The following is a 15373-nucleotide window of genomic DNA, read 5'->3' as shown; positions in this document are numbered from 1 at the left end:
CCTCCTAGTTTTGCGATTTGAGGATATTTTCGGCTACATCACGCATTGCTTCGGCAACAATCTTTTTAATTCCCGCTTCATCGGAACCTGCAGAAGCGGAGCCCTTTCCGTCGTTAGCTTGAATTACAAAACTTAAACCGTCAAAAAGGTTTGTAAGACGGCCGAGGAACAAACTTCCCTTTCCGATTATCATCGTGTTTTTTAACTTGCCTGCAAGCATATCCCGTCTTGCATGTCCTATAAAGGGAACTCCCGAAGGAATATGCCCCTGTGTGGGAGCGAAACCTACAACTCCGTGTTTTTTTACGAAATTCGCAATTTCCGCTTTTTCAACTTGACCTTTCATAACGCCTAAGGCTGCAATCATTTTTACATTCGCCTCGGGGACATTTCCCGCTCCGGCGGGGGCAGTAATTTCATGGTTTTGAAGCTCTGCGGAATATTTTTCAATATCGCTTATTTTTAAACCCGCATTGTTAAGAGGGTCGTAAACCAAAACGCTCATAACAGCCTGAGGAGAAGAACCCGAAGAAATAACATGCTTTCCGACAATTTCGGTATTGATAACCGGATTTTTTCCGTCATCGGCACTGAGCATAACGGCAAAACCGCCTATCATATCTTCCAAAAGAGGAAGCTCTTTTTTTACATGGTCTTTTCCGTTCATACCGAGTTTAGGTACCGAACCGCCCGAAACTACCATTACGTTTTTAAAGATTCCGGAACCTACCAAGGCGGCTGCATGGATAATCGCGTGAACCGGCGCCGCACAAAACCCGCGTACGTCCGAACCTGTTGCATTTACACAGCCAGATTTTTCTCCGACAGCCTTGGCTATATTGCCGCCGCCGCGCTGGTTTACATCTCCCGCCGCTTCTTCGGAACACTCGATAATGTATTCCACTTCGGACATATTGATTCCTTCAAGTTTACCCATGTGCCATGCCGAAAGAATTCCTGAAGCCTTTGTTGCAAGGTTTTCAAGCATTGTATGCGCACTTAAATTTTCATCGGTATCGTGAGCCTGTTTTACGCAGCCTATGAGCTTTCCCTTTTCGTAAAGACCTTCTGCAGTATGAGAGTCTACCATTTTTTGAATTTCCGCAATATCATGGCCTTCACCGAGTTTAATGCCTTGGCTTTTCATAATCTCGTGATTTGCAATAAGTTTTTCCGCTTCCCGTGTAAATTCTTTTGAAAAATAAACGAGCTCAAAGACGTCGGCATGTTTCATTAAAATATAAAATTCGGCCTGCTGCATAATTTCACCGAATTTTCCCGCAGTACTTGCTTTTTTTGCGTCCTTAAACCAAGGTTCGGGAATTTTTTCCAAATCCTCAGGAGCCATATTACCGATATAAACCTGATTAGGCGGGTAATTTACAGCGTCTTCAAAACTGCGTAATCGGCTCGGAATTGCCTTTAAATATTCATCCTCAGGGTTTGCAAGCCTTGTACCCGTTTGAGTTGAACCGTTGTGTAAAAGAAGATCCGGAGCGTGAACTAAAACATAGCTTGCTCCCTTGATAGCGACTTTTGCCATAATGCCTCCAAATTATCGTATATTGTAAGAATATAGAAAAAATAAGCCGGTTAAAACCGGTCCTTTATTCTATAATAAATTCGAGTATTATTCAAGTATTATGCCGTTATAAAATTTATCAACTGAAAAAGTAATTAAAGTACGATAAATTACATTTCGTAAAAAAAATAATCACATTGTAAAGGCTTTTTACATTTTTAAACTTAAAACTTTAAAAATTGAAAGAATTTTAGGATTTATTCCGTTGTATAAATACAAAGAATCCTTATCTTCAGGTTTTAATCCTTTAAGCTCTTTTAACTTTTCCAAGGTTTCAGGTTCCGTTTTCTTTTTTGCATAAACGGCACCTATGTCTACCAATTTTTTACATACAATTAATTCACCTCCCGCCGCAAGGTTTTGCAAACGGCAGGCGAGATTTATACCGTAACCTACATAATCTCTATATTTAAGCTGAGAAGCCTCGGCGGAAATTTCATATTTATATACGGTATCCAAAACAAGGGCTCCGCCGAGCGATAAATTTTTATAAGGCTTAAATAATTCCTCATGAGAAAATTCCATATAAGTTTGAAAAATATCTACAGCCTCTTTTATAGCGGTGCCGTCCAATTTATCCCATATTACAAGAGCACCGTCTCCGAGAAGTTTATAATATGAGCAATTATATCCGAATTGATTTATACATGAAAGTAAATTGGAAGTAAACGATTTAATCAGCGAAAAAACGGTTTTTTCCTCATAGCTGCACATAAAATCGCTGAATCCGCGCACATCAATACAAAGAATAAGAGAGTGAGGCCTTGTTTCTCCGAGGTAAATATTATCGAAAATATCTACAGGCATTTTACTTAGAGCGTCCAAGGTCATCGTATCAAGTGTAATAGGAACATCTTTAGCCGATAAAGAATCCAAATTCATTTCTATATTGTCGTTATTGGTCATACCAATAGTGTAACCTAAATTTTTAAAAATAGCAAGTGTTTTTTGTTCTTAACGTATAATATTTAAACCTATCTGAATAAATATGTAAGTTTTTAAAGACGGTCAATCTTCCTTGCCTCACAATTTACCTTCCTAAAAGTTTTGACTTCCAGCCTGAAATTATCTGTAAGGCTTCAAGAGGCGTAATATTATCCGTATTTACCGAAAGCAATTCGTTAAGAATCATTTCTTCTTCGCTAAAAAGTGAAATACTTTCGGTATTTTGAGGTTCCGCAGAAGCGGAGGTATTTTCAATATAGGAGGCATTCTTTTTTAATTGAACGGCCGCATGTAAAAGATTTTCGGCCCTCCTTAAAACTTCTTCAGGGATACCTGCCAAGCCCGCAACGTGAATGCCGTAAGAGCTTTCGGCGGCGCCGCTCGTAACTTTTTTTAAAAATACGATTTTTCCGTCCGCCTCAAGAACTTCCAATTTTAAATTAGTCATACGTTTATGTTCAAGGCGGGAAAGCTCATGATAATGCGTTGCAAAAAGAGTTTTCGCTCCTATTTTATTTAAAAGATATTCGCTTACGGCTTGCGCAATTGCAAGCCCGTCTTCGGTAGAAGTTCCCCTGCCGACTTCGTCCATAATAACCAAACTGTTTTTTGTAGCCGAATTGAGAATATAGGCGGTTTCAGTCATTTCCACTAAAAATGTGGATTCTCCGCGCGCTAAATTATCGGACGCGCCTACACGGCAAAATATTTTATCTACGGGGCTTATTTCCGCCTTTTCCGCAGGAACAAAAGAGCCGATTTGCGCAAGCAATGCAATTAGGGCAGTTTGCCGTAAAAACGTGCTTTTTCCGGCCATATTCGGACCGGTAATAAGCGCAAAAGAAGGTATTTCCGACTTTGTCTCGCCGCATGTTTTTTCAGTATCGGAAGAAAGTAAAATGGAATTAGGCACGAATTCACCTGAAGGCAAATGTTTTTCTACAACAGGATGCCTGCCGTTTACTATGTTTAAAACACCGGCATAATCTACAAGTTCGGGTCTGGTCCATGCATTCAAAACGGCAGCTTTAGCAAAAGAATGGCTTACGTCCAGCTCCGCAATTTCTTCGGCAAGTTTATTTAAAAGTTTATTTTTTAGCATAATTTTTGAACAAACTTCCGCAAATAATTTTTTTTCTATTTCAATTAAATTTTCTTCGGCACTGTTTATATCGTCTTCAATTTGCTTTAATTTTTCGGTAGTAAACCTGTCTACATTTGCAAGAGAGCGCTGTCTTATAAAATAATCGGGCACTGCCGAAACATTTCCAAGTGAAACTTCCAAAAAATAGCCCATCATTCGGTTATATTTAATTTTTAAATTGTTAATTCCCGTAGATTTTCGCTCTTGATAAAGATACTCTTCAAGAATGCCGTGTGCGTTTTCTTTCAACGATTTTAAACGGTCGGCCTCTTCCGAAAACCCCTTTTTAATTAACCTTCCGTCCGTAAACGAAACGGTACATTCTTCATTTATTGAAGCTTCAAGGAGAGCGTGCATTTCAAAAAGAGAAGTCTCTTCTTCAGCGCTTATTTGTAAAAATTGAAAATTTTTCTCTTTCAGTAAAGAGCCTATTTTCATCACGGCTTCCAAACTTTGTTTTAAAGCAAGTAAATCTTTACCGTGTGTTTTTTTCATTGCAATTCTTCCGGATAAACGTTCTATATCCAAAATCGATGAAAGGTTTCCGTAAACCGCCGCCGCTGTTTTTTGGTCCCGATATAAACAGTCAACTTTTTCAAGCCGCTTATCTATTTCGCTTTTTTTGTTAAGAGGATAATTTATCCGCCTCCTAAGCAATCTTTGTCCCATTGCCGTTCGGGTATAGTTTACGGCTTCAAATAAGGTGTAAGCGGTAGTGTTATCCCTAAGATTATAAACCAGCTCCAAATTTTTCCGTGTGGAATCGTCAAGAGAAACAAAATCGCTTTCGGTGTAAATTTTAATACCTGAAATATGCGGAATATTTTTAAAGGAAGTTTCTTCCAAATATTGCACAAGCAGGGCGGCGGGAGGAATTTCGGGAGAATCGGTATTAAGAGAAAATCCTTTAAGATTTTCGGTACCGAATAAACCGCAAAGCCTTTTTTCCGCCTGCTCCGGGTTAAAACTCCAATCAGGATAAAAGTTTTGCAGCATTTGAGGATATTCCGAAAGCATCTTTTTAAACAACGGAAATTCGGCTTGTAAAGACTGTTGAATTAAAATTTCTTTAGGAGCCACTCTTCCTATTTCTTTTAAAAATTGTTCGTTAAAATCGGATTTCGGAAAAGAAGTTGCATAAAAATTACCGGTGGTAATATCTATGTATGCAAAGCCGGCATAAAAATCCGAACCGCAGCAGCCTTGAGTCTTTTTGTTTGAGCAATAAATTGCCGCAAGATAATTATCGGAGCCCTGCTCCAAAAAATCTTCTTCGGCAACCGTACCGGGAGTAATTACTTCAACTACCTGTCTTTCGGTTAAACCGCCGGCAACAGGTTCCGTTATTTGTTCGCAAATAGCAACTTTTTTCCCGGCACGCAAAAGACGGGAAATATAAATTTTTGCGGCATGATACGGCACGCCGCACATAGGAACTTCGGCTCTTTTTGTGAGAGTTAAATTTAAGAGTCGGCTTACTTCAACAGCCTCATCGTAAAACATTTCATAAAAATCGCCGAGCCTAAAAAAAAGAATCTCATCTTTGTGCTTCGATTTTATATCGAAGTATTGCCTCATCATCGGCGTAAGCGGCTTATTCACTTATTTTTTTAATTCCTGAATTACTTTATCGGTTATATCCACGGTCGGGCTGTACCAAATTATACCTATGCTTTGCTGCAATGTTAAAACCATAGTATAGCCTTCTGTTTCCGCAACCCGCTTAATCGCTTCATAAAGTGAAGAATAAAATTCATCATCGTTAATTAAATCCCGCTTAAGCATTTCAAGTTCGTCATTACAGGCTTTTACATATTCCTGCAAAAATGCCACCTTGGATTTAATTTGCTCTTCGTATTTTTGAGCAACACTTTCCTTATTCGCCGCAACCGCATCAACCTTTTTTTGACGCAGTTTTACAATTTCATCGGAAAGTTCTTTTGTCTTTGCGGTATATTTTTCCTGCTTTTCTTTATAATCCCGTGCGGATTTGGAATCCCGCCTAAAAGTATCGAAAATTGCGGAAGTATCTACAACCGCAAACCGCGTAATTTGCTGTGCAAAGCCCGCACAGATAAAAATAAACAACAAAAGAATTCCGCTGATAACCTTTTTGTTCATTTTACACTCCTCATTTATTAAATATTAGGTATATTAAATGAAATTACAAACCGCCAGTCGGCTTTTTTTCCGTTTCCCCAAACCGGTTTTCCGTTTATCGACTTAAATGTATTTGCAAACATTAAGCGTAAGGGGAATTGCTGAATGGAAAATCTTAAGCCCGGACCGAAACTGAAATAATAATCGTTTATATGTAAACTTTTTAAGTCCCGTATATCCTTTTTAACCGCAACGGCATCAAAGAAAAAGTCGAAAGAAAGAATTCCGTGTGCAAGCGGCCATCTGAATTCTATCCAGTTATTTTGCATAACGTTTCCCCGCTCTTCGTATCCGAGCCCAAGCCAGCCGCGTCCTATAAACATTCCGTCTATATTAAGTCTGTTTTCCCAGCTTATAGCCCTTTTTGTAGTAGGCACTTGGAACGAAAAGCCCGAATAAAATCCGAGAACGAATTTTAAATTCCAAATATCCGAAACCGGATAATCCAATAAAGTAAAATAAACCTCCGCCTTTGTATCGGATTTAAAATAATATTCATCTTCAACCTTAGGAAGCACTCCTACAAAGGTAAACCTTTGGCTCAAAAACCAGCCCCTTGACGGGTCATGAGCGACATCTCTATCGTCTAAAGACACTTGAGTCCATAAAGCATTATTTAAACTCCACTTTGCCTGCTGGCTGCGTACGGCAATTTCAAAGGGCCGATACAGCTTATTATTATAAAAATTTTTAACGATACCGAAATTGATTCCGCCTTTTAAAGTAACGGTTGCAAATTTGGGAAACCATCTATAACCGGAATTTATACCGAAATCGAATTCCAGTCTGTCGTACTTCATTTTATATGCGTCAGCAAGAGAAACATCATTACTTAAAGGATTTCCGCTGTCTATTATACCGATAGGATATTTCGAGTCCGAATAAGTATACAGCTTTTTATGAGTAGCCGAAAATGTAAACCCGACTGAAAGAGGTGTTCCTAAAAACCAATTTTCCGTAAATCCCAAGGTAAGGCTTTGTGTATCCGGAGAAGCATTTAAACCGGCGGAAAGCTCCCTGCCCGTTCCCATTAAATTTCTTTCTTCCCATTGAGTAAAAACCGACATAGGAAATGTTGAAGCGTCAGAAACGCCTGAAAAACTTATACCGAAGTTTACGGTAGCCGTATTTTGTTCTTCTACATTTACAACTACATCGACCAAGTCCTGTTCGGAGCCTTGCTGTACATCGGGTACAACCGACGAAAAATACCGCAAATTGTACAAATTCCTAAAACTGTTTACAAATTTTGTTTTACTGAAAACATCGCCTTCTTTTAAAAGCATTTCGCGCAAAATAACATAATCTTTCGTTTTTTTATTGCCTTTTATTATTATTTTTTCAACATGGCTTCGTTCCCGTTCAACAATAGTAATTGTATAACCTATTTCTTTTGCAGCCTCGTTACGCTCTTCTTTTTTATCTATGTAATTGCTGGTATATCCGTTTTCAAAATATAATTCTATAACGGATAAAAACCCCCTCTCAAATTTTACCGAATTAAAAACCTCTCCCGTTTTCATATTAAGTCTTTTAGTAAGCTCTTCGGAAGAAAAAAGATAATTGCCGCTGAAATTTACTCCCGTATATTTAAATTGGTCTCCTTCCATAATTACATAAGTTAGAGTTATCTTTTCTTTTAAAGGGTCGCTTTCCGAATCGACGTCTTTTTTTATGCTTTCAACATGAGCGTCTATATAGCCCTTTTCTCCGTAAAACATTTTAATTGCGTTTTTATCGTCCTGTAAGGCGGCTTCCTGAAAAGCCCCTTTTTGAAGAAACCCGGCTTCTTTTGAAACTAAAACCTTTTTTATCGCTTTTTCGGGGAATTTGGAGTTACCTTCAAACTTAATAGCGGTAATAACGGACATTTTTCCTTCGGTAACGGTATATTCTATTGTTACGGCATTATTTTCTTTATCCTCTACGGCTTTTGCGGAAACTTCCGCCTTTGTAAAGCCTTTTTCCACGTACTTGGCCTTAATTGCGCGCGTATCGTTTTGCATAGCGGCTTCATTATAAATATCGCCCTTTTTCAAGCTTGCCGCGGAAAGCAAATCGGACTTTCCTACCTGGTTTATACCTATAAAAACTATATTTTTAACGGCGGGTTTTTCGGTTACAACAAATTCCAAATAAACCGAAGAATATTCGTTATCGGCGGGAAGAGCCTTAGATTCTATATTATTAAAATAATCCAAAGCATAAATTTTTTGTAAAATTTCCCAATATAAGTCATCAGAAAAGGGCTTGCCTTTATACTGTTTAAAAACTTCGTCCAATTCCGCGGAATTTACGGTATGAAGTCCTTTAAACTGAATATTAACAATGGACTTACCGTTATACCAGCCTTCCGCCGCCTGAGCAAAACAGGAAATTGTAACGGCTGCTAAAATTATAAACGCAACTTTTTTCTTTAACATTTTTATCCCCTTAAAATTAATAGAAAAATTTCCATGATAAAGTCAATCCCGTATCGGGTACGAAAATAGTATCGGGTCTTGTAGGCGCTATATGCCATCTGAGCAAAAAAAACGGAGTATTCATTTCCAAACCGATTTCCGGTTGAAACAATAAATTTCCGTATACCGATCTTCTTACATTATCTTTTCTTGCTGCAAGAGGGTCGTAATAACTTAGATGCAGCATAGCGTCCGCATATATGGCAGAACCGAAATACTTACCAATGTAAACACTTGTATTATCAAAATAGTTACCGATTGTCAATGGCGCATCGGAGGAAGACTTAAATAAATTACCTAAAATTACATTTTGTAAAACCAAGGTACGCATGGAAAGTACATCAAGATGAAAAAAATCCCTTATTCCCGCCTCGGCCTTTTTTAAAAGCCCCATTTGCGCAAAAACATCGGAGGCGCTTGAAAGAGCTTCTTTTAAAACATTGCTGTTATTTGCATTTCCTATGGCCAGCTGACCTATCAACATCATTCTTTCGGTATCGGACATAGGAGGAGAAGTAGTAATGGTCGGATTAAACCGTTCAAGGTCAAGATATTGGTCTTTTGCGGTTAAACTGATAGTTACAGGGTCTCCCGTAGGCAGCTTATCTCTTATTTCCGCCACAAGCGATATAACCGGTTCCGTTCCCGTAGGACTTTTAACAAAAGCGATATTACCTTCTTTTACGAAAAAGTTACGTTTTATATAAAATATCTCGCCGGTGCGTATTTTTGCGGAGCCTTCTATCTCGAATATAACTCCGTTCGGATCGACAATAAGTTTAAGAGGTTTTTCAGTATATGCAATTGCTCTTAAAAAAGGGAATTCCGTAGAAGGAAAGCGGAATTCGCTTTTTTTGCCCAAATTAAGATTTAAAACCATACTGAAAGAAGGCCCTCTTCCCGAATATAATTCTTCTATTTTGTAAAGTTCGCTAAAAGGTACGGAAAAATATCCGTTATCAAAATAGGCTGAGCCTTCCAAATTTATATGCTCCGGATTTATGGAAATTACTATATCGCACTTGGCTTTTCCGTCGGAGTGAAAAGCAAGGTTTTTAGTTTTTAATATACCCATATCATCTTCTACCGTTCCGCATTTTATAACGGTGTAATACGGAATCCAGCCGATAAATTCCGAAGTAACCTCCGCCCAAAGCCTTCCGGCTTTTCCCGGAACAATAGTATAAGGAACCGTTAAAGCGGTTCCGTCAAGGGTAATAGGAACCGATGCTTCTCCGTAAGTATCGGGTGAATATTTAGGCGATGAACATGTAATTTTAGAGCCGTTAAGTTTCCCGTAAAAAAGAGGGCCTTTTTGAGTTCCTTTAATATCAAAACTTCCGGTAATTTCTCCCGTATAAAATTTGATAATTTCGTTTTTAGGAATATAATTCATAACTGTAGGCATATCTATAAATATATTGGAACAATTAAGATTTATTAACTCCTCGGTAAACGTACCGTCGATATTTAAATGAATAGGAAGGGATTCATCTATATTAAAAGAAACCAAACCGTCATCGGTTTTAAATCCGTAAATCTTCTCCCCTTCACCTGCATAAATTGCCGTTATATTCGGCTCGCGAACCAAAGAAGCCGTAACCGGCTCTTTACCCTGATTTCCGCCTATAACCCAATCGCTTATTTTCATATTGACGTTATAATTTGAAGTAAGCGCTTTTAATTTTGCAATAAGCCCCTTATCGCTTTCTCCGTTTGAAAAAACGGGAGAATTAAAATCAAAATAAAAAGAAGCCTTTGTTTCACCGCCTTTTTTATCCAAAAAGTAATTAAAAGAAAATACACCCCTTCCTTCTTCAGGCTTTATTTCCGCCGCAATCTTATCCGCTTTATGAATATCCCATGCAAACGAAGTGTCTTCTATGATTATTTGCTTATCGTCCAAAAGAGCCGTAAAATTTCCGATAAGAGGTTTACCGTTTAGATTATAATTTAACTCTTTTAAATCCGCTTTTAATGAAAGAGTTTCGGGAGAACCCAAAAAAAGGAATTCGGCATTTACTTTGTTTTCTTTTTTTTGGTCTGCAAAAAAACGATTTAAAGAAATATTTTCGATAATACATTTTCCGTCGAAATAAACTTTGTCCGCAAAAGAAAAAAGAGAATCCAAAACTATTTTTTCTCTTTTATCCGCATCCGAAATAAAAACATTTGCAGAGTATTTTTTTAAGCCGTCCCCGGAATCGGGCAATAAATTGAAACTTACGGTTCCTTCAAGTTGAGACTTTTTTCTTCCCGCTTTTACCGTATGAAAAAACGCTTCTTTAGGTGTTACCGCACCCGCAATTTCAAATTCAAAATTCTCATCTTGTTTGGAAATATCCGATTTTAAATGCTCGAGTTTTGCAAAATTACAGGTAAAATTCCAATCTTTAGCATTTACATATTCAAAAAGCAAATCCGCAGAAAAAACCGAATTTAAAAACGGCATAGGAAATTCCTTAACTAAAAAATTCCCTGCCAAGTTTTTATTTTCATTTTTAAAAACGCTTATATTTAAACCGTAATCGCCGTAAATATTAAGGGTGTTGTTTTCATATAAGCCGGATGCCTTATATGAAATATCGTTAAGCGTTAAAAGCGAATCGAAAATTAAACCTCCGTTTCCGAAAGAGGAATTTAAAGAGCCTTTTAAATTAAGCTTATTAAATGATAAATCTATTCCGTTTACTTCAACCGAAGATTCATTTCCGTTAAGAGAAAACAAGGCATAAAACCCGTCTTCGGCACCCGACGCTAAAATCGTCTGTATTACATTATACGAAAAATTTTTAAAATCGCTTGAAATATAAAATTCGCTTGTCAGTTTTAACTGTTCTATAAAATTTTCCGCGGCACCGTTACGGTTTACGGAATTTCCCAAAGCCGCAGCGGAAGCATAATAAATATTTTTTACTTCTATAGAGTCTACCGCTCCATGCAGCTCCAAATAGCCTAAAATTTTATCTTCACCGTTTTTCCCTGTATGCGTTAAAGTACCGTCAAGATTAAACCTTCCGGATTTGTCGTTAAAATTAAAATAAAAATCCGTTTTATTCTTTTTCCGCTCAAAAACGGTTCTTATATTGTTGACTTCAGCTTCTCCGAAAGCAATTTTCGGAATATTTATAAAAATACTTTTTGCAGCGGAAGCCGCATTTAATTGAAGCGAAAGCGGCTGCATTGAAGGCAGTTTTAATTTTGCTATATTCAATTTAAAATCGGGCAAAATTTCATTGATTTTATATGAACCTGAAAGAAAAGCATTGATGTTTTCCCCTTTCGCCGAAAATGAATTTATTTGAATAAGATTATCATCACCTAAAGCCTCGACGGCAATGTCCGTACTCCCCGTATTTCCGCCGTTCAGTTTAAAAGACGGAAGAAAAATATTCAGTTTTGTATTCCACGTAAACTCTTTTTTTCCCGATAAGTTCAGATTTAAAAACCCTGTTACTTCGGAATTCTTTAAACTTCCTAAAATAGAGCCGTCTTCGTTCGGAAATGCGATTGCAATAGGCTGTAAATCTTTACATTCTATATTTAATGTTCCCGAATTCCTTAAAACATTCCAAGAGCCTTTTATATCTATAGGGTGGATATCCTGCAAGGTAGTTACCGAAACGACATTGTTTAAATATGAAGCAAATACCGATATTTTCGGAACGGAAATGTTTCCGCTTTTTATATCCGAAAAATTTATAATTGAAGAAGCCGATAAATTCTTTTGATAAAAAGACCCTGAAATATTTATTGCCGTTTTAAAATCCGAAAAATTTTTAACCGTAAAATTATTATATTGCAGTTTTGAATTTAAATTAAATTCCGTTTTTTCTTTTAAAACATTTATTTTTCCGTCCGAAATATATAATCCGCTTTTTAAATTTTCCGTAGAATAGTTGATTAAAATATTGCGTAAAATAATGTCCGTAGTTTCTATATTGTTTTGAAACCGGGAAATTGCATATTCGATACGTTTTATAAACGGTATCCGCTCCGTTTCGCGTAAATCTTCATGTAAAACCGATTTCAGTTTATCTTCTTCAATTACAAATTCACTTCCGTCCGTTTTACCGCCGCTTATTTTTTCCCAAAGAGCCCTGTTTTTTGACGTATTAAAATCTACGGTGCCGTCATAAATGCCTACCGAAGAAATTACGGCGGCGGGGTTCCGTTTAATAAGCTCGCTTATTCTATAGTTAAAATGAATTACCGAAAAATACGCAATTTTATCGCCCGCCTGTGCATCGTAAATAGTTACGTCCCTAACCAGAATTTTACGGAAAAATGACGGCGACATACCTCCGTATTTTATTATGATGCCGAACTCTTTTTCTATATTTGAAATAACCTGATTGCGTATCGAAACAAGGCGATTTTCCAAGAGTTTATAAATAGGATTAAAAACAACCAGCGAGCACATTACAATCGCAAGAAAAATGAGAATTTCCGTTATGCGTCTTTTCCGAACAGTTTTCAATCAATTATTACCCAAATATTTTAAACCGGGGCATTGCCGGTTTATTTTAGAAGGAAAAATTATAGCATAAAATATGATTTTATTAAAGCAGTATTTAAAACCATCGTCCGTAATTTGTAAATGTTTAGCAGTAAAATTTAAGCCGGATTATTATCATTGAAATAGATAATAACCCGGCTGCTTTAAGTCAGAGATATATTTATTTTACTGCACTTTATCTCATAATCTCCTTTAATCAAAAATTCGGTCTTTAATATTAAAAGTGTTTTTAACTTAAACTAACCTTGAAATTCATATATTGTTCCATTGTATAGCTTTAATATCTTAGTGTAAAATATATGAGATAATAAGCCTATTCCAAACGGAATTACAAAATATGCAATTATTATATAAATAATCGCATAAGATGAACTGATACCTTGCGCCGTATATTCCGACATTGCTTTTATAGGACCTACAAGCCCCACATATCCGAACCCGGCGCTTACCTTATCACCCATTATTCCCAATATCTTAACGGTTATACCCGAAATCAGAGAAGTCGTTAAAACGGGTAAAAGCATTATAGGGTATTTGACGATATTAGGCATCATCATTTTCATTCCGCCCATACCTACGGCGATAGTAACTCCCGCTTTATTTACCTTCCATGAGCCTATAACCAATACGGAAGCCGTAGAAGCAACACCTATATTTGCAGCTCCGCTTGCAAGCCCCGTTAAGCCTATTGCAATACCTATAGCAACTGTAGATATAGGAGAGACTATCAATACGGAAAAAGACATAGCTATCAGAGCACACATAAGTATAGGTTGTAAAGTAGTAAAAGAATTAATCACATTACCTATAGCCGTAGATATATATTGAATATAAGGTAATATTAAAAGACCTATAAAACCTACACCGGCACCTACTATTATAGGTTGTAATACTATTGTTAATGACCCCAATTTTTCACCTAAAAGGATAGTAACATATACAGCCAGAGCCGCAATTAACATAACATTTATTAAATCACCTAATCCTATTTTATACATACCGTCGGATAACGGAATTAAGGCTCCCGAACCTATCCACGCGGCTGCCGATATAATAGCGGATTTCATCGGATTAAAACCGAACTGTAATCCCACCAAAAAACCTATCATAGGAGCGACAAGCCATTGTATATTTGAACAAATTTGAGCCAACATACCGAACAGAGGGTGGTACCCGGCCAAAAATTTAAACAAACCTCCTAATACCGCATTTGGTATCAATGCAACTACTATACCTATTGCAGTCCCGTTTAATATTTTAGTAACAAAATCTTTTCCGAGAAGTTTTTTTTCCATTTATTTACCCTCCCCAATTAACACACTTTCTCTGCCGTGTATAAGAATGGTTATTAAATCGCAAAATTTAGTATTAATACCGTACTCTTTTCCTTTTTTTGAAACATATCCGTTTAAATAGTCAATCTCCGTCTTTCTATTTTTTTGAATTAAATCCTGGTGCATAGACGGATAGTGGTCCACACCCTTAAACTTTTCGGTTGTATACCAGCATACAAGGTCCGTTATTTCTTTTACATTTAAGTTAACGCCCTCTTTTTCAGCAACAGCGGAAAACTCTTCGACTATAGTACCCAGCAACTCTCTACAGTGATTTACTTTTCCAAGTTTACGCATATTACAATCAAGAAGTGTACAACAGGCATTCATCGTTCCGTTTATACAAGCCTTTCTCCAAATCGAAAATAAAATATCGCTTGAATATACTGCCGGCAGCCCTGAATTATTTATAGTTTCAACAACTTTCAAAACCCGCTCTTTTCCAGATTCGGTAATATTTTGTATTTCAGTATTTCCATAATTTGTAACTTCAAACACACCCGGCCCCTTCATTCCGGCTGTCAGAACCGTAACACCCATCAAAATATTCTCAGGTTTAACAAATTCTTTTAAGGTATCTATATGTCCCAACCCGTTTAATAAACATAACACGCCGGTCTTATCGGAAAACAAATGTTTTATATCCGAAAGCATTTCTTTTAGCTGCATTGATTTGGTAAATACAATAATTAAATCCGCAGTATCATGTACTTCACTCGGTCTATATGCAGACGCCTCAAGAATTTCCTTTTTCCCTAAATTGATAAATTCAATTCCTTTTTTATTTATAGCATCTATATTATCCTGCCATAAATCCAAAAATTTTACATCATTTCCCGCTTTTTTCAACATAGACCCGTATGTTGCACCCATCGCTCCGGTTCCGGCAATTATAACCTTCATTTTTCACTCCTTTTGCCGTTTTAAACGGCATTTTAAATTTCTTCTATTATACCCCCCCCCCCCACGTTTTGTCAAGAGGTCGCCATATTATTTTTAGATTTTTTTATTTATTTTTACAACCTAAACTATTTTTACCTGTTATATCGAAAAAATAAAAATATCGTTTTATGCGGAGAAGTGTAAAATAAATAAAGCAATTATAGCATATTAAAAATAAGTTCGGTATGAATAATAATTTTTTACTTCAAAATACTTTCACCTCTATTGTCGCACTCATTTTATTTTGATATAATATATTCATATTTATAATAAAATAATTTAAGT

At 36.8% G+C, this 15373-nt stretch carries 8 protein-coding genes; all 8 read right to left on the bottom strand.

The window, feature by feature from the left end:
* Window positions 1-4: 4 nt before the first annotated feature.
* Window positions 5-1543, bottom strand: coding sequence for a glycine/sarcosine/betaine reductase complex component C subunit beta (gene grdC / locus DYQ05_RS01625; protein ID WP_020964144.1), 1539 nt, complete (start codon window positions 1541-1543; stop codon window positions 5-7).
* 189 nt (window positions 1544-1732) lie between these two features.
* Entirely contained in the window at window positions 1733-2464 is a 732-nt protein-coding gene (locus tag DYQ05_RS01620; RefSeq protein WP_051150683.1) for a hypothetical protein, read from the bottom strand.
* A gap of 148 nt (window positions 2465-2612) precedes the next feature.
* Window positions 2613-5252 carry a DNA mismatch repair protein MutS gene (gene mutS / locus DYQ05_RS01615; protein ID WP_038106977.1) on the bottom strand — a complete coding sequence of 880 codons (2640 nt, stop codon included), beginning with the start codon at window positions 5250-5252 and terminating at the stop codon, window positions 2613-2615.
* Between the two features lie 21 nt (window positions 5253-5273).
* Window positions 5274-5792, bottom strand: a complete 519-nt coding sequence (locus DYQ05_RS01610) for an OmpH/Skp family outer membrane protein (RefSeq protein ID WP_020964141.1) — start codon at window positions 5790-5792, stop codon at window positions 5274-5276.
* Between the two features lie 17 nt (window positions 5793-5809).
* The gene (gene bamA, locus DYQ05_RS01605; RefSeq protein ID WP_020964140.1) at window positions 5810-8254 is read right to left on the bottom strand and encodes an outer membrane protein assembly factor BamA; all 2445 of its coding nucleotides are present in this window, start codon (window positions 8252-8254) and stop codon (window positions 5810-5812) included.
* A gap of 16 nt (window positions 8255-8270) precedes the next feature.
* The gene (locus DYQ05_RS01600) at window positions 8271-12773 is read right to left on the bottom strand and encodes a translocation/assembly module TamB domain-containing protein (RefSeq protein WP_206183708.1); all 4503 of its coding nucleotides are present in this window, start codon (window positions 12771-12773) and stop codon (window positions 8271-8273) included.
* 278 nt (window positions 12774-13051) lie between these two features.
* Window positions 13052-14107, bottom strand: a complete 1056-nt coding sequence (locus DYQ05_RS01595; RefSeq protein WP_024469788.1) for a PTS sugar transporter subunit IIC — start codon at window positions 14105-14107, stop codon at window positions 13052-13054.
* Window positions 14108-15049, bottom strand: coding sequence for a 2-dehydropantoate 2-reductase (locus DYQ05_RS01590; RefSeq protein WP_206183707.1), 942 nt, complete (start codon window positions 15047-15049; stop codon window positions 14108-14110).
* Window positions 15050-15373: the final 324 nt, after the last annotated feature.

Origin of the sequence: Treponema pedis (assembly GCF_017161325.1) — a bacterium.
Lineage (GTDB): Bacteria > Spirochaetota > Spirochaetia > Treponematales > Treponemataceae > Treponema_B > Treponema_B pedis.
Note: the sequence above shows the minus strand (reverse complement) of the source record. Positions and strands in the feature narration are given on the sequence as shown.